The sequence below is a fragment of the Mycobacterium persicum genome, from assembly GCF_002086675.1.
Classification (GTDB): Bacteria; Actinomycetota; Actinomycetes; order Mycobacteriales; family Mycobacteriaceae; genus Mycobacterium; species Mycobacterium persicum.
Genome location: NZ_MVIF01000106.1, coordinates 1 through 19392, shown reverse-complemented (window position 1 = coordinate 19392; position 19392 = coordinate 1). Strand labels below are relative to the sequence as shown.

Here is a 19392-nt window from a genome sequence, read left to right as displayed (position 1 = left end):
ACCGGATTATCCCTGCTCAGAGCACCATTCTTCGTTCAAGACACACCATCAAGATCAACCGGCGCGAAAGCCCGAGGCTAGGGCACACCGAACCAGCGACCGACGCGCTAGGTGATCGGTCGGTGTCGGCCGAGCCAAGAACATCCGAACCTCTTGGCCGGCAGGGTCGCCGGCCCGCCCGCAGTACGTTCCCGCCGCCGCTGGTGACCTGCCGCGTGAGGATGTCGATCGATTGAACCATCAGGCGTCCGCCTCCGTTTCATTCCACATACCCAGCTTCCCAACACAATCGGAAGGGGTCGCGACGCGATGGTGCTCGATGCGGCTTCCACCGTTCCAGCTCGTGACCGCACACCCGACATCCGACGCGAGCGGCTCATGATGCGGGCCTTCCAAAATCCAATCCTGGGGCCACTATTGCGCCGGTTCGGAGGTCCGCAAGACATCGTGGCGATGGGGATGTCGTTTTGGTCGTCGCGGCTGATCCTTTCGGCGGTGGAATCCGGGGTGTTCACCGAGGTGGCTCACGGACCGATGGCCGAGCGGGAATTGGCCGACGTCCTGGGCTGGCATCCGCGCGCCGCGGGTACCGCTCTCGACGCCTTGGTCGCCGCCGGACTGCTGCGACGCGACAGGGCCGGGCGGTATGCCAACACAGCACGCAGCGCCATGTTCCTCGATCGGGCCAAGTCGAGTTATGTGGGTGGACTGATGGAACTGTCAAGCAAGCGTTTGTACGACCTATGGTCAGGCCTCGACGACCTGCTGCGCACCGGTCGGCCCGGGGCGGAAGAGGAACGCGGGGACAACGAATTCTTTTCAATGATGTACCGTGACCCGCTGGCGCTGAGGGGTTTTCTGGCCGGAATGACCGGCATCTCGACCGGAGAGGCGACGCTGCTGGCAGCGCGGTTTCCGTGGCAGCGCTTCCGCACTTTCGCCGACATCGGTTGCGCACAGGGCGCGCTGCCGGTCCGAATCGCATTGAGTCATCGGCATTTACGTGGCATCGGATTCGACTTACCGGCGGTGCGACCGGTGTTCGAAGAGTATGTAACGTCATTCGGGCTCCACGACAGACTGCATTTCAGTGCGGGCGACTTCCTTGAAGTGTCACTGCCCAGCGCTGACGTGATCTCTTTCGGTCATGTGTTCCACGGACGAAATCACCAGATTCGCCAGGAGTTGGTGGCCAAGGCGTACACCGCGACCCCGCCGGGCGGCGCCGTGATCGTCTACGACGCGATGATCAGACCCGGCCGACGACACAACTACCAGAGCCTGCTGTCCAGCCTCAACATCATGCTGGAATCGCGCGAGGGCTACGAGTCGTCCTCCCGTGCATGCGCGGACATGCTTCGCGCCGGTGGTTTCACCCGAGTCAAGGTCCGCCACCTCATCGGTCCTACCTCGACGGTGTTCGGTTTCAAACCTGGCCGGCTGCCAACCACCGATTGAAAGTTGAGTGACCAAGGCATGCAAGGAAATCCACCCGGGCTCGTCGTGACCGGCGCAGTGGAACGTCCGGTCGTCGTCGTCGGGGCAGGCCCGGCCGGCGTGTCGATGGCGCTGAGCTTGCGCGACTGCGGCTTACGCCCGCTGCTTGTCGATCGATCCGATGCTGTCGGCTCATCCTGGCGAGGACGCTACGACAGGCTGAAACTCAATACCTGCAAGCAGTTTTCGCATCTACCCGACCGCCCCTATCTCAGGAACACGCCTGTCTTTCCGACCCGCGACCAAGTCGTCGACCATCTTGAGCGGCATGCCTGCGAAGCCGACATTGAGTTGCGGCTCAACACCGAGGTATGCCGAATCGACCGCCGCCACAACGGCTGGTGGCTACGCACCACAGCCGGGACTATTGATTGCCAGCAAGTGGTCATCGCGACGGGGTACGAACACACCCCCCGAATTCCCCGGTGGCCAGGCATCGACGGTTTTGCCGGGCAGTAGCTTCATTCGGCGGCTTACCGCAATCCCGCACCGTACCAAGGTAAGCGCGTCCTGGTGGTGGGGGCCGGCTCCTCGGCGATGGAGATTGTCCACGATGTGGCTACCGGTGGAGCGGCAAAAGCCTGGCTGGCGGTGCGTACCACGCCCAACATCATGCTTCGTTCGTTGCCGGGCGGACTGCCGGCCGATCTCATCGCGACACCGCTTTTCCACGCGCCGGTTTGGCTCGCCGACAGGTTGGCGGCATTTGGACGTCGGCTGACCATCGGCGATCTCTCCGCATTTGGATTACCGGTGCCCGCCGAGGGCGTGTTCGCCCGAGGGATCAGACTCGGGCGGGCACCGGCGATCGTCGACAAGGAAGTGATCCAGGCGATCCGCGACGGTTCGTTCGAGGTGGTCCCGACGATCGAACGATTCGACGGTGCCAGCGTTTGGCTGGCCAATGGCCAACGGCTGCAACCCGATGCGGTGATCTGCGCGACGGGCTATCTGCATGGCTTGGAGCCCATGGTCGGGCACCTCGGAGTACTCGACGAACGCGGTCTACCGAGGACGGCGGGTGTGACGCCGGCCGATACGGGCCTACGCTTCATCGGCTTCTAGTCGCGTCCTGGGCTGCTCGGCTTTGTTGCCAAGCAGTCCAAGCACGTTGCCAAGCGCGTCGCAGCGGAACTGGAAAGTTCCGCCTCGTATCGAGTCCACTGATCTAGTGCATAGCCGCACGGTGCTCAACAGCACAGTGAACTCACTTCGTACTTTCTTGTGTACCGGGATTATTCAACATGCGCGCACTATAATTTAGTGAACTAATTAATTTGCTGATTCGTATTGCAAGACATGAGGTTGCCGCCGGAGGGACGAGGGTCGGCATGGCCGGCTTCGCCGACGGTAGGTCTTGCGACCGGGCTGCGATCGGTTCGCGCCGGGCTCGATCCGGAAACCTACTTTCGCCGGCAGAGCGACCGGCCTGACCCGTTCGTCGTGATCTTCCCAGGACTTGGCCGAGTACATTTTTTCACCACCGCCGAGGACTCCAGGCGGATTCTGACCATGCCGCGTGAGGCCTTGTGCGCGCCGACCCCCAATCCCATCGAGTCGATCGTCGGGCCGAATTCCGTCATCTTGACCTCGGGTGAGCAGCACGGCTGCCAGCGCCGCCTGCTCTCGCCCGCTTTTCAGGGTGCTCCCATGCGGCGACGGGCCGACACGATGGCGACAGCGGTACTCACCGAGATAACCGACTGGCGCCCAGGTGACCGAGTCCCATTGCACCGCACGGCCAGGAAGCTCACCCTGAGGATCATCATCGAAACCGTTCTCGGCCTACGCCACGATCGCGCCGACGAATTCGCCCACGTGGTCACCGAGCTGATGAACGCAAACACCGCCCCGCTGATGCTGTTGCCGGCCCTGCGCAGAAACCTTGCCGGCCTGGGGCCTTGGGCTCGACTGGAGCGCCTGCGAACGCAGTTTGAGACCCTGGTTTCCGCCCAGCTGGAGCATGACCGCCGATGTCCCTGTGCCACAAACGGTTCCGTCCTGAGCCAGCTGTTACACGAAACCGAGAGCGAAAGCGCTCCGGTTAACGATCAGGACCTGCAACAGCAGCTGCGGACCATGATGATCGCTGGGCATGACACCACCGCTGCCGCCCTGGCGTGGGCGCTCTATCACCTTCATCGCGACACCGACGTGCTTGCCCGGCTGGCCGAGGAGTTGTCCACCGATCCGGCGCCGCACGAGATGCCGAGATTGCCGTATCTGTCCGCAGTGATCAAGGAAACTTTGCGGATGCATCCGGCGGTGCCGATCATATTGCGCACGCTCGTCGAACCGCGATCGGTTGGCAGAATGCAATTCAGCGCCGGCGATACCGTCGGAATTGCAATACCTGCAATACATTTCAGTCATGACCTGTGGCACGATCCGTATCGGTTCAATCCCGATCGTTTCTTCGACAGCAAGCCGACCCCGTTCGCGTACTTGCCGTTCGGCGGCGGGCACCGGCGCTGCCTTGGAGCCGCGTTCGCCCATGATGAACTGGCAATTGCGATCGGAACGATGATGCGCACCGTGGCGCTGATCATGCCGCGCCGCGAACGACGCAGAAGCCCGCCCCGATCGATACCGCGGGGCATCGCGGTGATTCCCCGACGCGAAATCAAGCTCGTGGTGACCGGCGGCGCCGGGGCCTGGCCCGGGCACCCGGCAGTTAGCTGAAGTGCGTGCGCGCCCGTGGTAGCACGACACCGTCGACAAGGATGTCGAGCTTTTCGTTGTAAAACGCCACCATGCCGGCGATGGCGGCGACGGCCGGCAGCGGGTACTGGTAGGTCCACGCCAGGTCAGGGTGCACCGTGTCGCCGACCCGCACCGACCAGTAGCCCGATGTCGTTCCCTTGTACGGGCACAGCGTCCGCGTCGAGCTGGGTTCCAGGTGTTCGAAGGCGACGTCGGTGGGGTCGACGTAGTAGCGGGTCGGCAAACCGGTTTCGAACACCAGCACCGGCGCGCGGGTGTCGGCGAGTTCGACGCCGTCCAGCTCCACCCGGACGTGGCGGTGCGAGCGCAGCGCGTCCACGCGGGTGTACGGATTGCGCGGGTGGCCATGGATTTGCTCGTCCTCTTCGAACCACCGCAGCGGGTCCCAGTCGAAGCGCACCGTGCCCGCGAGCGGACCGTCGCCGTCGGCGTCGAATACCCGCGCGGCCGACGGGTGGGTCCGATTTGCGCCAACCAACGAATACAACCGCGACGGACCGAACTGAACTTCTTGAGGGTGGTCCTCGTCGCGCAGGAATTCCCTGCGGACATCGACGATCGGCACGTAATACGTTGGGTAGTAAGGCAATTCCCACACATAGCGGGCCGCTGTGGTGTCGAAGACCAATTCGCCGTCAAGAAAGCCGCGGACGCGGCGCGGCGCCGGCTCGATGCGTCCGCGGGCGGCCGCCAGCTGCGGGTAGTCGTGCTCGCTGACCATCTGTTCCCTACTGGTCCTTGGACGCCAGGCCGGCCGGCGCGTGGGCGATCGCCGTGCGGATTGCGTCGGCCAACGCCAGCGCGCTTTCCTCGGTGAGTTCGAGCGCGACCCGAGCGGACGGGCCGAGCTCCGGATTGAGCACATCGATGTTCACCGTGTGGCCGTAGCGGGCATGCACCGGATGATCGACATATACCGTGGCCCGACTGGCGTCGAACCACCCGGTCGCGCCCTTGGCGCTGCCGTCGATCGCCAGGTGTTCGGTCAGATAAGTGCACATGCGTTCGGACACCTAGCCTTTCAGGTGGGTAGCGAAAAATTCGTCGATGCGTCGCCAACCGTCCAGCGCCGCCTCCGGGCGGTATGCCGGCCGGTCGACGGAAAAGAACGCATGACCCGCGCCCTCGTAGGAGGTGAACGAGTGCGACTTGCCCAGCTTGGTCAGCTCGGCATCCAGTGCGGCCACCCCGGCGGGCGCCGGGAACCGGTCCTCGACCCCGAACAACCCCAGCAGCGGGCAGCTCAGGTTGGCCGCCAGGTACAGGATGGGTTTCATGGTCTTGGGCATCCCCTCCGGTGGGTCCTCGACGATGAACGCGCCGTAGCAGTCCACGGCGGCGTCGAACGGCAGCGAACATGCCGCCAGGTAGGCGTGCCGCCCGCCCGAACAGTGCCCGATGACGCCGAATTTGCCGTTTGCCCCGGGCAGCGAGCGCAGGTGTTCCACCGCGCCGGCGACGTCGCCGACCAGCCGTTCGTCGGGGACACCGCCGGCTGCCCGGGCCGCGGCGGCGGCATCGTCCGGTTCGGCGCCCGGGGCCTCGCGGGAATAGAGGTTGGGCGCCACGGTGTGGTAACCGTTGACCGCGAGCCGCCGGACGAACTCCTTGGTCTCGCGGTCGTAGCCCGGCATGTGGTGGATCCAGACGATGCCGCCGCGTGACCCCTCGGCGAGCGGCATGGCCCGGTAGGCCTCGATCTCATCGCCGCGGTGCCCGGTGATCGTGATCGTCTCCGCGCGAATCGCATCCGGACCGACAGTGTTCATCGCGACACTCCTTGTCTCTGGCGCAGCCACTTCTCGCCCGCGCCCGTCCAACCTATCGAGTACCGTCGAGCCGTGGCACTGAGGCGGGAAAGCCCGATTCGCGGGCGGCGGTTGCGGCTCGATGAGGCGCTGATGGAACGCGCTTTGATCAGCCCGGTGGGGACGCTGTTCGTCCTCCATGTCGCGCCGCGGATCGACAAAACACTGATCCCACGCACCAATGGCCGGCTGAGTTCGGTCGGCTGGGACAAGGTCGGTCTGCTCACCTCGACCGGCGCCAAGTCCGGCAAGCCGCGCACCCAGCCGTTGACGTTTCTCGAAGACTCCGACGGGCTTTTGGCGATCGGCTCCAACTACGGGCGGGCCAACCATCCCGGGTGGAGCGCCAACCTGCTGGCGCACCCCGAATGCACCGTCGAGTTCAAGGGACCGCCCAGGCGATACCGGGCCGAGTTGCTCACCGGCGACGAGCGCGCCCGGGCATGGGCCATCGCGACCGACTTCTACGCCGGCTACGAGCGCTATCGAACCAAGTGCGCTCCGCGACAGATCAGGGTGTTTCGGCTGCGGCCGCTGACCGGCTGAACGTTCAGCGAACTTTGATCGCGATCGTCACCGATTCGGTCTTCGCCGGCAGCGCTGTCGTGTCGACGACCAGGATCTCGCCGTTGTCCTCCGTCCCATTGGGAAGGATCTTGGGCCGCAGCCGCATCGGCGGGGTCGCCGAAGCCAGGCCGGCCAGTCCGAAATCGCTGTCGTTGGCGATGACGAGTGTCTTACCGCCGTCTGGGGTGATGAGGCCTTCGATCTTGTCGTGCCCGTAGAAATCACCGTTGGCCGACAGGGTTCGCAACAGAGCTTCAAGGTCGAGCTTCAGCGTCTTGGCGGCGACGGTGATCCCGACGGCCCTGAGCTTGGCGACGGCGTCCGTATCGGTACTGACTCCGACGGCGGTCTCAATAGGAACACCGTTGACGAGCAGGCCGCCAGCGTCGGGCTGATACGACGCACCGGGCACCGTCGAGCGGGGGCCGACGTCGGTGGCCCCGGCAATGTCCACCGCGTAGATCTTCTTGTTCGCATTGGGCGCAGGCTTGCTGTCCCGCTCGACGACCAGGAAGGTGGTGGCGCTCAGCGCCGTGATCTCCGATACCGAGACGTCGGTGTCCTGCGGATTGGCCAGCGGATACAGATACTCGTGGACGATTTGGGGGTCGACGACGTTGACGGTCACGATACGGGCGAGCGGCACCGATTTCGCCGGGCCTTGCAGCCCCGGCGTCTGCAACGCCGACTGCATGATCCCGGCCAGCATCGTGCCGTCGGGGCTGATGGTCAGTCCTTCCATTCCGTGATTGGGGCTGCGCAGCGACAACTCCTTGGGCAATGTGGTGTCAAACGGTGAAAGACGTTCCAGCTCTTTGCCATTGGCGTCGAAGTGGATGAGGTAGGGGCCATACTCGTCGGACACCCAGAAATTGCCGTCGAGTGTGGCGACCAGGCCCTCGGGGTCGACTCCGTAGTCCGAAGGTTGCAGCGGCGTGCCGTTGAGGTCCACCGCCGACTCACCGGTATTCGCCTGCCGGTCGACTAGCCCGACCAGCGGTGACCCGTCCGGACCGCGCAGTGCGATAGTCCGCTCGACTGTGGCCACGCCGTCGGTCAGCTTGAGCTTGGCGATATGCGGCTGGAAATCCGGTACCGGGAACACCTTTTCGTTCGGGGCACGCCCGGCGACGTTGGGGCCGCGGTCGGTGAGGCCGTAGATTTCGTCGGAATCGCCGGGCACCGCGGCGATCGCGGACCCGTGCGCGCTGGCCTTGATGGCGACACCGCCCATGGTGACCAGCGGCAGCTGATTCTCGGCGTAGGTCTTGACGGCGCGACTGACGGTAACGGCGAGTTCGTCGGTACCGGTGAAGCCGGCATCGGGGGTATAGGTCATTGCCCCGTTTTCGGCGTATGCCAGCTTGCCGTGCGCGGGCGTGCCGAAGGCCACGGGTGTCAGGCCACCGGTGGCGGCCAGCATCCGGTCGGGGGTGATCGTGAGAACGGTTCCGGCCTTGGTGCTCAGGTCCACCTTGCCCGGATGCGCCCCCCTGAAGTCGGACGTGCTCGACGAGCAGGCCGTCAGCGCTGTCGATACCGCTACCGTCGCAACCCACCATCTCGTCGTATTCGCCATGGGCATGATTTAGCAGGAGAAGTTGTCGCGCGGGTAACGGGAGCCGACATTTGCTAGTGCTTCTTGTCGCGGACCTTGTAGGTCGAGGGCCATGACTTGCGCGACTCGTCGCCCGTCAGCGGCGTGCCCATCCCTCCGACTTTGACGTTGTAGGCCTCCTTACCTGGGCCGACTTCGCGATTGGCGTGCTCCTGGGCAAGGTAATACAGCTCATCGATGGTGGCTTCGTCGTAGGCGACGAAGGAGGTTTCCCGGACGGCATCGCCCACCCCGGCAAGCATCCGGTCGGACAGGAGCCGAGACGCCAGAGACGCCAGACCCAACAGCGAAAACGGGACGACCCAGTAACAGAGGAACGACAGCGGCGTCTTCGTGTCGAGGATCGTAGCGTCGCGCAGCACGACCGGCGGGATCGCCGATGACAGCGTCATACCGGCAAACGCGGCGACCCACAACCAGGTCAACCTCACGGTCATCCTGTCGAACAGCTCGGTCTTGACCACATCGGGCGGTTGTTCGGCTGCGGCGAACTCGCGGACGAACGGTTTGCCGATCAGCAGGCCGGCCAGCGCGCCGAGCAAGATCCCCGCGTTGCTCAGCGGCTGTATCCACCGCGCCATGGCCGGCTCGCTGAGCGCAAAGGTCAGCACCGCAAGTACCGAAAACGTTGCGACAGCAGCGATTTCAATCGTTCGGCCGGGCTTGTCGGTGGCCCGCTCGACCGCGAACACCGCCAGCGCGATCAACAGCGCGACCGCAACGGCGATCTCGAACGGGACATTGCCGACCAGCACCCAGTAAACGATCCACGGCGCGAAACCAAAGAGCATTCCCACGAAGGCTCAGTTTATGGCCGGTGCCGCAACCGCGGCGCGCAGCTACCACAGCACGCCGTGGCCGGCGGTCAGGATGAAGCCGTGACTGCCTTCCGTCTCGCACTGCACCGCGCCGGTGTCGGTGACGGCGCACGTGGCACCGAGGCTCTGCAGCCGCTGACCGGCGGGAAGCACGGGGACGTCGCGGGTGAAGGTCGAAGTGCTCGACTGGCGGTATGCGGCCGGATGAGCGGCATCGGCGTAGGTCTGGTTGGTGCCCGGCGGCGCGTCGGCGGGCACCATGTCGCAGCCGATCGGGCCGCCGTTGGGGGCTAGACCGCACGACCATCCCCCGGCTGTTTTGAAGTAGAGCCAGTACCCCCAGAAGTTGGGCGTCTGTGGCGTGAGGCTGCCGTAAACACCTTCGTAGAGCCCGGCCGCGAGCGGATAGCGGTCGAGGTCATCCCGCGGCGGGTTGTCGTCCCCGGGCGGGGCGGCAACCGCCGGCGCGACCGAGATCACCGTCATGCCCAGCCCGGCCAGCAACCAACAACGCCACGGCGACACACGGTGACGACGAGAGCGGAAACGATGCGCGCGATGCCGGATCATAAGGGCACCCTCGTTCGCTGGGGCGCTCGCCGGATAGGGACTTCCGACCTCAGTTCGCAGGTAGTTGGCGTGTGGCTATGCGGGCAGCACCCGAAACAGTCGAACAGCGTTCCCGGACAGCTTTGCGAGGCCCAAAGTCCCTATTGACAGCCGGCCGTGGGTCTGCCGCTGCCACAGCAGACTTACCTATGGACGTCCGGGTGGCCGCGGCTGCCCCATCGCCCGCCCCCTCCCCCACATGCGCCAGCGACCTGCGCGACTGCCTGCATGCCCACGTCAGGATCGGCCTCTACGGGTCCGATATGTCCTGCCGGAGGATGCGTCACGGTGCGTCGAGGCGTTCAATGCGTGCCGACACGGAGGTGCCGGTGGCGGCGGGAAGCCGGTCCCGCCGACCCCAACCTCGACGACGAAATCAGCGCTCACCTAGCCGCAACCACTCAGCACCGTCGAAATCGGGAAATCATGCAGATACCTGCACATAGAGCAACACCGGGCGCCGTCGCGGCGATGACGGTGGTCACGCTCTGGCTTGCGGGCTGCCACTCAACGACGACGGGTAGGCCGGTAGCCAAGCCGGAGGATGGCCGCAAGGACGGACCAGCAAGCACCACCTCGTCCAGCATCGGCCTGCCGCCCATGAACCACTTCCGTATCGGCGACCAACGCTACGGCGCCGTACACGACTGCTACGTCAACGGCAACGCGGTCACCTGCACCCTGAGCATGGAGCCGTCGTACCTGGTGCTGTCGTAGGAAGGAACCGTGACCGGCACTTTGTCCGGGGTTACGTTGACGGGAACGCAGACCACGCACCAGAGGTATCCCGACGAGGCGGATCGCTCGTGCATCTGGACCACGGATACGTCGGATCCGGTTACCTATGTCTTCAGTCTGGACGGGACGGTGGCGATGCGGGGGGGACCCGGAGAGGCGCACTCGACGCGCGGTGGCAGTTGCACAGGTTCGGAGTCCGGCAAGGGCGGGATATGGGAAAGCTCAGACAAGTGGTCGGTGGTCGAGTAGGCAGCTCATTCGCGGCTGCGGGTATGGCCGACGAGCCCAACGTCGCCGCCCATGAAGGCCCAACGGCCCTAGGGTGGAACGCTCGCAAAGCTCTAAGTTGTGGATTGCCCGCGAGTCGAACGATTCCGCGCGATCAGGATTTGGAGGAGGGACACCGTGAGCAATGCCTATTGGGCCGGCCCGGCGGCAGGTGAATACGGCACCGAAGACGACAATCAGCTTCAGCCCGAGGACACGCTGATCGACCGGGGCGTCGACGACATCCTCGACGAGGGTTACTCCCCGCCGGAGCGTCCGTACGCACCCGGCGCCTTCGGCCCCTCCGAAACACTGGACCAGCTGCTTGCTGAGGAAGAACCGGATCCGGCGTCGCGAATTGATGTGTTGTTGGACGAAGACGAACGGCAACGCTCCGACGAAGCCGAGCGCGAAGCCGAGTTTCCGCAGCGCAGCGAGGTCGGACGGGCCCGAGCGGGCCGCCTTGTGGCGCCTGACCTGGGCTTCGGCGAAGACACCGAGGCAGAGCTGGTCGCCGAGGACGTCGGCATCAGCGGCGGCGCCGCCTCGGCCGAGGAAGCCGCGATGCACATCATCGAAGACGGCGACTAACCGTTCGGCATGGGTGCCCACAGTCGGGCGACGCCCACCATCCGGCGCCTGGACGCTCGGTGGGCTGTGCTGCTGGCCGTGCTGGCTTTGGCCGGATGCAATTCGGCGAGCAGGACGAATCCGACCCCAGCGAAACCGGCCCCGACGTCCCGGACAACTGCCCCGATGACCATTCGACCGGGTGCGCTGTTCTACACCAAGGCGGGGTCGCTCTACGTCAGCGAACCTGCCGGTACCCCCGGCCGGAAGTTGACGGACGGACCTGCGGACGCGCAGCCGGCGCCGGCCCCGGACCTGTCGCAGGTGGCATTCGTCCGCAAGGCGACAGCCGCCGACTATGGCGGTGAACTGTGGATACTCGACCTGTCACCGCAACTGGAACCCGTCGGCGGACCGCGGCGCCTGGTGGACCCAGCCGCCCTTACGCGGGGCGGCGGCGACGTACCGCCAATGGTCGCCAGTCCCCGATGGTCACCGACCGGAAAACAGGTTGCCTTCGTCGACAACCCGACCGGTGGGGCGGTGGACGGCGGCTACCTGCTGGTCGCGGCGGCCGACACCGGTGCGCTCGCACCCACACAACAGAAGCTGTTCGCCGAATCCGGGTTCGCGTGGGCGCCCGACGGCCACCACATCGCCTGGGTTCAGGCACGCAGCGACGTGCGGCCGGCGGATGTCAACGTCCTCGCCGTCGGCGGTGAATCCACGCCTGCCGCCACCGACACGAATGCCTCCTCGGTGACTTACACCAAGGACGGCCAGGCAATACTGTTCGCCAACGGCGACGCATCCGGGCTGGACGCGGGCGTGCCCTCATTCGCCGTCCGCACTGGCGGCATCTACTCCGTGGCAGCCGCCGCCGAAATCGGCGGGAAGCTGCCCGCACCCACTCCGCTGTTCACCAAGCCGGGTTCGCACTACGGCGACATCGCGGTCTTGGGCTCCGGTGCCGTGGCGTTCACGACGCAATCTGCCGGGCGAAGCGCCGCCGATCCGTCGAAGACGATCCAGGTCCTCGACGCGGGTTCGTCGCTGCCGCGCACCACGGTCACCGACGTCGCGGTGATGTCGATCTGCCAAGACTCCCCTCGCGGAGGGCGCGTCTGTAACGCCGCCCAGGCACCGGTGTGGGGTGCCGGCGACTTCGTCGCCTACCTGGACACTTCCTCCGGTAACTGGCTGGTGGTAACGGATCTCGACAACCGCAGCCCTACCCGGATCGACACCGGCGCGGACAGCTTTGCGTGGGTGCCGGCGGCGCGATAAGGACTCTAGGTCTGCTGCGCCCGCACCCACTCGAACAGACCGGCCGGATACGCCTGGCCCTGATATCCCACATATGCCACGCCGAGAAGCTTGTCAGCGTCTCGCGTCCACGCAATGCCGCCATCTCGGTCTTGCAGGAAGGTGCTCGCGCGCCCGCAGACTACCGACCCGTATCTGGTGCCGTCGGATTTCGTCAGCGGAATGGGAAGCGACGACCGCATGCCGGGACACGCCGCAGGCGTCCAATCCGGACCACTCAAGGCGGACGCGAAAGCCTCTTGCATCGCTTTGTCATCGCCGAACAGCCGATAGGTTGCCGCCGTCGGGCCGCCGGGCAGTGAGTTGGCCCCACAGCTCACAGCGGCAAGTGCCGCCCCAGCAGCGGTCGGTTTGCATACGCCGCTGGCGTAGCCCGCCGGCAGCAAGCCCGTCAGGTCGCTCAGCGGGTCGGCGCTGGCCGGCGCGGCGGTACTCACGGCGGTCGCAACCATGGCGGCAACAATGCAGCTCATACGCATCATGAAGCAACGCTCGTTCTTCGAGGTGCTCCTCGTACAGGGACTTTGGACCTCAATGCACAGTGTCGAGGCCCTCTGCCGACCCTCGATGGATTCCCGGGCGCCGGATCCTTCGGCGTTGCGGTTCGCGCCCGGAGCCCACTCAGTACTGCCGGTAGCGACGTTGGACGTGTTCCTGGCGGACACGGATTTGTTCGCGCCGGTCCTCGGGCGAGAACCTGGGTGTCGACGCCGGTAGGTGATCGTCAATCTCGTCGAAAACGACCTTGCGCGCCGTCACCACGGGCAGCCGCTCTGTCGGCTGGGAATAGGTCCAACGCATGGTCATGAAGCCCCGGCGTAGCCCGGTGGTGTCCAGCCAGTTGGGCACACCGGGGTCGCGGTGGGCGACGACGTAACGGTAGTGCCCGTCGTCGTCGCGGCGGGCCTGGGTGCCGTTGAGGCTGCTGACGTGGTTGGCGTAGTCGTGTGATTCGCCCCAGACGTTGGCCAGGTGGAAGCCCATGTAGGCGGGCGGTTCGAACACTTCGGTGTCGATGAGCAGGGCCTCATCCTCGGCCAGGTCATACATCCCGCCGGAATAGACGTTGGTGCTCTGTCCTCCGCCGGTGGCCAGTGACGCACCGGCCGGGGCGTTGAACCCGTTGCGCGGCATGAAGGTCAGCCCGTCGCCGTTGCGATCTCCGTGCGCCTCGAGCACCACGTCGTAGAACTTGTTCCAGAACCGGGTCTGGTTGTCGACGATCTCGCCGACGCGGCGCATTGCTTCGGCCGCAGTGGCCGGGTCCAGTGCGGGCGGGTGTTCACCGACCTTGTCGAGCCGGTGGATCAGCAGTTCGGGGGCCTCCTCGCGCTCCCAGTCGTGATACAACGCCCGCACGGTCACGTACTCCGCGAAATACTGAACGCCAGAGCCCGTTGAAATGCGTTGGGTGCAGATGAAATTCCCCGAGTACCCGGACGGCCGCTCGGGGGCCAGGAGGATGTCGAAACGTCCGTCCTGCCCGATAGCCAGCTCGGCGGAATCCAGCTTTCCGGTGTTGCCGCGCACGCCCGGCTGCAGTTCAGCGAGGTCGCCGGTGTCGCCGGCGTAGCCGGTATGGGCCTCGACGATGAGGTACTGCGGCGCCATGGCACCCGACGGCGCCGGCGGCTCACCGCGCCAGTGGCGCGAGTCCGGCACCTGCCCGGTGATCCGGTACTCATACCGGCCGTCGATGGGTGTCGAGAGGTACATCGCGTCGGCATTGTCGATGGTGGCCTTGTCGAGCACCCCGATGGCGCGGCGGAAGTACGGAAACGCGGGATCACCGAAGAAGGCGCGCTCCACAGCCGAGTGCACGAAGCCGAGCAGATAGCGATAACCCTCGGCGAGCTCGCGCGGCCCGGACTGCGGCGGAGCGTATAACTCGGGAGATTCCAGGGCATCTCGCGCCCTGCCCAACCGCTGGATCATCTCGTCCCAGGCACCGCGCAATGCGGCGGCGTGGTCATCCGACATGGTTTGTCTCCCAACCAAACCGATCGAACAACGGCGCCAGATGGGTGCGGATGGCGTCGGCTTCCAGACCGAACTCTTCGAGGCTGTAGGAGTGACCGGATCGGTACTCACGCCCCTTCTCGGCCGCGAGCGCCTTCTCTTGCTCTGGGAGCATGTCAAGACCGAGCTTGTCGTACACCCGGTGCATCGTGCCGGACGGATCGGTCACCAGGTCGCGGTAGTTCAGGATCACGCTGGGCACCTCGGGGTGGGCGTCGAGCACGTCCAACGGGTGCTGGTAGTAGTGGTACGACGACTCCACGAACGACCGGAACGACGCCTGCATGTCGCGCTCCGATTGCTTACGGGCCGACCAGGCAAACTGCATCAGCTTCAGTAGGCTTGGGATCGTTTCGTAGGGATTGCGCACCGGCACAACGAATTTGGCGTCCGGGAAGGTTTGGATCAGGCTTTCGACGCGGCCGCAGTGAACCGGCGCCTTGGACAGGTGCGTCTTGCCGGGACCATTGAGGACCAGTTGGCGGCGCACACACTCTTTGTAGAACTGCATGACCCGGCGCCGCTTGCGCGCTGGCCACCGGTCGTCGACGTAGTAGAAGTCCAGGTGCTGAGCCCGGGGATACTGCACCACCCAATAGCCTGAGGCGCACGACATCGTCAGCAGGAACTCGTCCTCCTCCGGCGCGAACAGCCCCGACTCGTGAACTTGGTTGCTCTTGCTGAAAAGCCGTTCATCGAGGGCGTCGATGCGCCTGCGCAGCCGGCCACCCAGCCGCTGGTCCCACCGCAACATCGCCCGCAACACCTTCTTCTCAATGAGCGACGGGAAAAACATCTCCCACAGCAGGACATAGGAGAACCGGGGATCATTGGCGAGCATCCGGTGCACGTAGGTGGTGCCGCTGCGGGCGTGACCCACCACGAAGATGGGCTGTCGGATGTCGGTGCGCCGCAACGCCGGAAAGACGATCGGGTCGAGTGCGAACGTCACCGTGTGCAGAAGAGCCATGGCCGGGACGACGACACACAGAGTGCGGTACTGGCGCCGACGCCGGGCAGGGTCCTGCTCGAAGCGAACCAGGCGGACCATCGCCCACCAGGTGCGCCAGTCAAAGTAGAAGATGTTTTTCACGACGTCCTTTCAGGGGTTGACCTTGGCGATGACGGTGTCGGCGAAGCGTTCGAGCTTGGCCACCTTGCCCGCCAGCGGCTGCGGATCTTCACCCTTGGTGTAGGGATTTCGGAAACCCACGATGACGTCGGTGACACCCAGGTCCTCCAGCCGCTTGCATCCGTCAACCGAGCGGCCGTCGGGGCTGGCGGCATGAATCTCGAAGGGCTCGTTCGACTTTCCCGCCTCGGCGCGAAACGCCCGCAGTTTGCCCAGCATCGACTCCAGCGTGTCATTCGGACCGCCCGCGTGCATCCACCCGTCGGCTTTGGTGGCCGCGCGCCGCAGGGCGGCCTCCGAGTGGCCGCCGATCAACAGCGGAACGGGGCGAGTGGGTACCGGACAGACCTTCATCGACGGCACGCGAAGGTGTTGAAGCGGCTGCGTCGGGTGATCGCTCCGAGGTAGGCGGCGAGCACGAACGGCTCGATGAACTCCTTGTCCTCGAGGAAGCTACGGTCACCGTCTGCGGTATACGGGTATACAGCATCGGAATGCTGCGGATAGCCGATGGAATCGGGGATGGCGAACCCGTGATACCCCGCAGATTCCGCCGCCGTCACGAGGCGGGGCAGATACTCCGAACGCGTCATCGAGTCCGAGAAGGTGAACCGCATATCAGCCGCCCATCAGTTGCTTCATCGCATCGTCCTCACGGCGGGAACAGCCGTTCCCGTTGAGAATGAACCGGCATCGATGGCGAGTGTTGCCCGGTGATGTAACGCGACTCGTCACTGGCCAGCATCCCAGCGACCGCGACAACTAGCTACAGCGCAGCCGCGGCGCCACGCGCCGGAATTTCGCCGGTTTCCTCGTCCGCCGAGCGACGGCGCTACCCAACGGTAGACCGCTGACCAGGCCTTTTCCCGTGCCCCCAGTCGGACTCGAACCGACACTGTGCGGATTTTAAGTCCGCTGCCTCTGCCAATTGGGCTATGGGGGCCAGGCGGCGAATGTAGCGCGCGAACGACCGGGCACGAGACATCCACTCCTGGATACGAACCCGCAAAACACTAGCGTGCGCCTCGGCCGGAGTTTGAGTAGGATCGCCCGCCGCGTGCCTGACTACAGGGGCGCCCATCGGGGTCATATGACATGGCCGTATCGCCCGCAAGGAGCTTGTTAAAACTGCCGGCGTCGGCGTTAAGAGGCCGTAAACGTCTGTCACCCTATGCCTTTCAGCGCCGAATGTGGGGACATGGCTGGTTAGCGTTACGCCAATACACAGGGGTCGTTACGCAAACACACAGGGTTGACCCGGGGAGTCAACAGGTCGCCATGTTTCACATTAGGAGGCACCAATGTCATTCCTGCAGATAGTGCCGGAAGAGCTGACAGCCGCGGCCACGCAGCTAGGGGCACTCGGCACGTCATTGACCGCACAGAACACGGCCGCCGCCGTGCCTACCACTGCGATAGCTCCGGCGGCTCTGGACGAGGTTTCGGCGCTGCAAGCGGCCCTCTTCACCGCATACGGCACCCTCTACCAGCAGGTCAGCGCCGAGGCCGCGGCCATGCACGACATGTTCGTCAACACCCTGGGGTTCAGCGCCGGTACCTACGGTGCCACCGAGTCGCTCAACTCGGCGGCAGCGGGTTCGCCCTTCTCCGGACTCACGTCGGGCATCGGCGGCCTCATCGATGGCACCTCCGGGATGATTCCGGACTCGTTCAACGGCGGCTTCGCCAACATGATGAACATCGGGATGGGGAACTGGGCGTCCGCCACTTCGAACCTGCTCGGTTTGGCAGGCGGTGGACTGCTACCCGCCGAAGAGGCGGCTGCCGCCGACTCCTTCCTCGGCGGGGAAGCCGCACTGGGCGAGCTCGGTGCGGCGGAGGCGGCGCTCGGTGGAGGTTCCGTCGCGGCCGGAATCGGCGAGGCGTCGTCGATCGGTCTCTTGTCGGTGCCGCCCAACTGGGCCGGACAGGCCACCTTGGTCTCGAGCACCACCGCCGGAGCGCTGCAGGGCGCCGGCTGGACCGCCGCCGCCCCACAAGCCGCTCCCGGTGTGCTCTACCCGGGCGTGCCGGGGTTGGCCTCGGCCGCGCGCAACAGCGCCGGCTTCGGTGCGCCGCGCTACGGCGTCAAACCCATCGTCATGCCCAAACCGGTGAGCGTATAGGCGCTGCGCACAGCGCAATTGCACAAATCAACGAGTGAGACTAACTCAAAAGGTGGGAACCAATGGATTTCGCAGCTCTGCCTCCTGAGATCAACTCCGGACGCATGTACGCGGGCGCCGGTGCCGGCCCGCTGCTGGCCGCCGCGGCGGCCTGGAACGGCCTGGCCCTCGAATTGAACACCACGGCGGCCTCGATCGAGTCGATCGTCACGTTGCTGACCGGCGAGCAGTGGCTCGGCCCGGCGTCGCTGTCGATGGCCGCCGCGGCCCAACCCTACATAGCGTGGTTGACCTATACGGGCGCGTCGGCGGAGCATGCTGGCGCGCAGGCCATGGCGTCCGCGGCGGCATACGAGGCGGCGTTTGCCGCGACCGTACCGCCGCCGATCATCGCCGCCAACCGGGCGCTGTTGGCGGCGCTCGTCGCCACCAACTTCCTGGGCATCAACACGCCGGCGATCATGGCCACCGAGGCCCACTACATGGAAATGTGGGCCCAAGACGCCATGGCCATGTACGCCTATGCGGCCTCCTCCGCGGGCTGCGGAACCCTGAACCCACTGACCACGCCTTCGCAGAGCACCAGCCCCGGTGGGCTGGCCGCCCAGTCGGCGGCGGTCGGTCAGGCCGCTGCGGCTGCCACGGTCAACCAGGTTGGTCTGAGCAGCCTGATCACCGACTTGCCCAACGCGGTAATGAGCCTGGCCTCCCCGATCACCTCGGTTGCCGACGCAACCGGGCTGACCGGAATCATGCAAAGCATCGACGACCTGCTCGCGATTCCGATGGTGGCGAACATATTGAACGGCGGCATCAACACCGCCGCATGGTTCGTCATGGCCGCGATCCCCAACGCGATATTTCTCTCCAATGCCCTCGCGCCGACGGAGGCAGCCGCCGAAGCCGTCGAGGGTGCCGCCGGCGCGGCCGCCGCTGCGGGCGCGGGGCTGGCGGAATCGGTGGCACCGGCGGCCGGCGCCGGAGCGGTCTCGGCCGGTCTGGGCGAGGCGTCACTGGTCGGCAGCTTGTCGGTGCCGGCCAGCTGGTCGAGCGCCACACCTGCGGCGGCTTCCACCGCCGGCCTGTTGTCCGGCAGCGGCTGGAGCGTCCCGGAGGAAGCCGCACCGGTCTCCGGAATGGCCGGGATGCCCGGAATGGCGGCGGCCGCCAAGGGCGCCGGTGCGTACGCCGGGCCGCGCTACGGCTTCAAGCCGATCGTCATGCCCAAACAGGTCGTCGTGTAGCCGCCATAAGACCCGGCGAAGAAATGGGGGATATGTCACTCGTTCGAGGCCGGTAATTAACCGGCGCGCCGTAATGTGTTCCGCGAAGCGGCTACCACCGCACCGATCACGTGCTAGAACTCTTAAAACTGCAGACCGCGAGACAAGGAGACAGGAACCATGACCGCACGCTTCATGACCGACCCGCACGCGATGCGGGCGATGGCGGGCCGCTTCGAGATGCACGCTCAGACGGTTGAGGACGAGGCCCGCCGGATGTGGGCGTCCTCGCAGAACATCTCCGGCGCGGGCTGGAGCGGTCTGGCCGAGGCCACCTCGCTGGACACCAT

The 19392-nt window shown here is 65.5% G+C and carries 19 protein-coding genes, 1 tRNA gene and 2 pseudogenes; 11 read left to right on the top strand and 11 right to left on the bottom strand.

Going from position 1 to position 19392, the window contains the following annotated elements; translation table 11 throughout:
• The first annotated feature begins 309 nt into the window (after positions 1 to 309).
• The 3 genes and pseudogenes from BST40_RS23525 (at position 310) to BST40_RS23515 (ending at position 4179) form a co-directional block, all read left to right on the top strand.
• A complete protein-coding gene (locus BST40_RS23525; RefSeq protein WP_083155858.1) occupies positions 310 to 1458 on the top strand; it encodes a methyltransferase in 1149 nt (382 codons plus the stop codon).
• Positions 1459 to 1476: 18 nt separating this feature from the next.
• Positions 1477 to 2664 (top strand): annotated as a pseudogene (locus BST40_RS23520) (flavin-containing monooxygenase).
• Positions 2665 to 2865: 201 nt separating this feature from the next.
• The gene (locus tag BST40_RS23515; RefSeq protein WP_244174467.1) at positions 2866 to 4179 is read left to right on the top strand and encodes a cytochrome P450; all 1314 of its coding nucleotides are present in this window, start codon (positions 2866 to 2868) and stop codon (positions 4177 to 4179) included.
• Here BST40_RS23515 and BST40_RS23510 read toward each other — a convergent pair.
• From BST40_RS23510 to BST40_RS23500, 3 genes are read right to left on the bottom strand one after another with little or no spacing between them, the layout of a single operon-like run.
• A complete protein-coding gene (locus BST40_RS23510; RefSeq protein ID WP_075545775.1) occupies positions 4172 to 4942 on the bottom strand; it encodes a DUF427 domain-containing protein in 771 nt (256 codons plus the stop codon). The two genes, BST40_RS23515 and BST40_RS23510, sit on opposite strands and share 8 nt — an antisense overlap.
• Positions 4943 to 4949: 7 nt before the next feature.
• Positions 4950 to 5222, bottom strand: coding sequence for a DUF6295 family protein (locus BST40_RS23505; protein ID WP_083155866.1), 273 nt, complete (start codon positions 5220 to 5222; stop codon positions 4950 to 4952).
• Positions 5223 to 5234: 12 nt separating this feature from the next.
• Entirely contained in the window at positions 5235 to 5990 is a 756-nt protein-coding gene (locus BST40_RS23500) for a dienelactone hydrolase family protein (RefSeq protein ID WP_083155854.1), read from the bottom strand.
• A 72-nt stretch (positions 5991 to 6062) separates the two neighbouring features.
• Between BST40_RS23500 and BST40_RS23495 the strand changes: the two genes are divergently transcribed.
• Positions 6063 to 6575 carry a nitroreductase family deazaflavin-dependent oxidoreductase gene (locus tag BST40_RS23495; protein WP_244174465.1) on the top strand — a complete coding sequence of 171 codons (513 nt, stop codon included), beginning with the start codon at positions 6063 to 6065 and terminating at the stop codon, positions 6573 to 6575.
• A 4-nt stretch (positions 6576 to 6579) separates the two neighbouring features.
• Here BST40_RS23495 and BST40_RS23490 read toward each other — a convergent pair whose 3' ends face one another.
• The 3 genes from BST40_RS23490 to BST40_RS23480 are packed head-to-tail and all read right to left on the bottom strand — an operon-like array spanning position 6580 to position 9536.
• The gene (locus BST40_RS23490) at positions 6580 to 8181 is read right to left on the bottom strand and encodes an esterase-like activity of phytase family protein (RefSeq protein ID WP_162877349.1); all 1602 of its coding nucleotides are present in this window, start codon (positions 8179 to 8181) and stop codon (positions 6580 to 6582) included.
• A 47-nt stretch (positions 8182 to 8228) separates the two neighbouring features.
• The gene (locus BST40_RS23485) at positions 8229 to 9011 is read right to left on the bottom strand and encodes a hypothetical protein (protein ID WP_162877348.1); all 783 of its coding nucleotides are present in this window, start codon (positions 9009 to 9011) and stop codon (positions 8229 to 8231) included.
• Between the two features lie 42 nt (positions 9012 to 9053).
• Positions 9054 to 9536: a hypothetical protein gene (locus BST40_RS23480; protein ID WP_244174463.1), complete on the bottom strand. Its 483-nt coding sequence runs from the start codon at positions 9534 to 9536 to the stop codon at positions 9054 to 9056.
• Positions 9537 to 9950: 414 nt separating this feature from the next.
• Here BST40_RS23480 and BST40_RS29640 point away from each other — a divergent pair, with 414 nt between their 5' ends.
• The 4 genes from BST40_RS29640 to BST40_RS23465 all read left to right on the top strand — a co-directional run bounded on the left by BST40_RS29640 (position 9951) and on the right by BST40_RS23465 (position 12503).
• Positions 9951 to 10358, top strand: coding sequence for a hypothetical protein (locus BST40_RS29640; protein ID WP_131808260.1), 408 nt, complete (start codon positions 9951 to 9953; stop codon positions 10356 to 10358).
• Positions 10359 to 10367: 9 nt separating this feature from the next.
• Complete coding sequence (locus tag BST40_RS23475) at positions 10368 to 10628, top strand: hypothetical protein (protein WP_075545781.1); 261 nt, start codon at positions 10368 to 10370, stop codon at positions 10626 to 10628.
• Positions 10629 to 10784: 156 nt separating this feature from the next.
• Positions 10785 to 11237, top strand: coding sequence for a DUF5709 domain-containing protein (locus tag BST40_RS23470; RefSeq protein WP_075545782.1), 453 nt, complete (start codon positions 10785 to 10787; stop codon positions 11235 to 11237).
• 165 nt (positions 11238 to 11402) lie between these two features.
• Positions 11403 to 12503 carry a hypothetical protein gene (locus tag BST40_RS23465; protein WP_240316493.1) on the top strand — a complete coding sequence of 367 codons (1101 nt, stop codon included), beginning with the start codon at positions 11403 to 11405 and terminating at the stop codon, positions 12501 to 12503.
• Between the two features lie 5 nt (positions 12504 to 12508).
• On the opposite strand, the gene BST40_RS23460 is transcribed toward BST40_RS23465, so the two are convergent.
• The 5 genes and pseudogenes from BST40_RS23460 to BST40_RS23440 all read right to left on the bottom strand — a co-directional run bounded on the left by BST40_RS23460 (position 12509) and on the right by BST40_RS23440 (position 16636).
• Positions 12509 to 12994: a hypothetical protein gene (locus BST40_RS23460; RefSeq protein WP_122526502.1), complete on the bottom strand. Its 486-nt coding sequence runs from the start codon at positions 12992 to 12994 to the stop codon at positions 12509 to 12511.
• Positions 12995 to 13163: 169 nt separating this feature from the next.
• Positions 13164 to 14522 (bottom strand): hypothetical protein, encoded by a 1359-nt coding sequence (locus BST40_RS23455; protein WP_083155850.1) that lies wholly within the window; start codon positions 14520 to 14522, stop codon positions 13164 to 13166.
• Positions 14512 to 15654, bottom strand: a complete 1143-nt coding sequence (locus BST40_RS23450; protein ID WP_241780171.1) for a sulfotransferase family protein — start codon at positions 15652 to 15654, stop codon at positions 14512 to 14514. The genes BST40_RS23455 and BST40_RS23450 overlap by 11 nt, the downstream gene beginning before the upstream one ends.
• Before the next feature lie 9 nt (positions 15655 to 15663).
• Positions 15664 to 16310, bottom strand: a pseudogene (locus tag BST40_RS23445) (LLM class flavin-dependent oxidoreductase).
• A 252-nt stretch (positions 16311 to 16562) separates the two neighbouring features.
• Positions 16563 to 16636 (bottom strand) — tRNA-Leu (locus tag BST40_RS23440).
• Between the two features lie 358 nt (positions 16637 to 16994).
• Between BST40_RS23440 and BST40_RS23435 the strand changes: the two genes are divergently transcribed.
• The 3 genes from BST40_RS23435 to BST40_RS23425 form a co-directional block, all read left to right on the top strand.
• Positions 16995 to 17819, top strand: a complete 825-nt coding sequence (locus BST40_RS23435) for a PPE family protein, SVP subgroup (protein WP_075545785.1) — start codon at positions 16995 to 16997, stop codon at positions 17817 to 17819.
• Between the two features lie 62 nt (positions 17820 to 17881).
• Positions 17882 to 19063: a PPE family protein gene (locus BST40_RS23430; protein ID WP_075545786.1), complete on the top strand. Its 1182-nt coding sequence runs from the start codon at positions 17882 to 17884 to the stop codon at positions 19061 to 19063.
• Positions 19064 to 19222: 159 nt separating this feature from the next.
• Positions 19223 to 19392, top strand: a 170-nt coding sequence (locus BST40_RS23425; RefSeq protein WP_208618927.1) for a WXG100 family type VII secretion target, incomplete at its 3' end; no start/stop codon positions are given.

What these genes read in the sequence shown, in the direction of transcription:
- BST40_RS23525 (WP_083155858.1), top strand. Translation starts at nt 310, where the DNA reads ATGGTGCTCGATGCGGCTTCCACCGTTCCAGCTCGTGACCGCACACCC.
- BST40_RS23455 (WP_083155850.1), bottom strand. Translation starts at nt 14,522, where the DNA reads ATGTCGGATGACCACGCCGCCGCATTGCGCGGTGCCTGGGACGAGATG.
- BST40_RS23465 (WP_240316493.1), top strand. Translation starts at nt 11,403, where the DNA reads ATGACCATTCGACCGGGTGCGCTGTTCTACACCAAGGCGGGGTCGCTC.
- BST40_RS23505 (WP_083155866.1), bottom strand. Translation starts at nt 5,222, where the DNA reads ATGTGCACTTATCTGACCGAACACCTGGCGATCGACGGCAGCGCCAAG.
- BST40_RS23460 (WP_122526502.1), bottom strand. Translation starts at nt 12,994, where the DNA reads ATGGTTGCGACCGCCGTGAGTACCGCCGCGCCGGCCAGCGCCGACCCG.
- BST40_RS23510 (WP_075545775.1), bottom strand. Translation starts at nt 4,942, where the DNA reads ATGGTCAGCGAGCACGACTACCCGCAGCTGGCGGCCGCCCGCGGACGC.
- BST40_RS23490 (WP_162877349.1), bottom strand. Translation starts at nt 8,181, where the DNA reads ATGCCCATGGCGAATACGACGAGATGGTGGGTTGCGACGGTAGCGGTA.
- BST40_RS23435 (WP_075545785.1), top strand. Translation starts at nt 16,995, where the DNA reads ATGTCATTCCTGCAGATAGTGCCGGAAGAGCTGACAGCCGCGGCCACG.
- BST40_RS23500 (WP_083155854.1), bottom strand. Translation starts at nt 5,990, where the DNA reads ATGAACACTGTCGGTCCGGATGCGATTCGCGCGGAGACGATCACGATC.
- BST40_RS23430 (WP_075545786.1), top strand. Translation starts at nt 17,882, where the DNA reads ATGGATTTCGCAGCTCTGCCTCCTGAGATCAACTCCGGACGCATGTAC.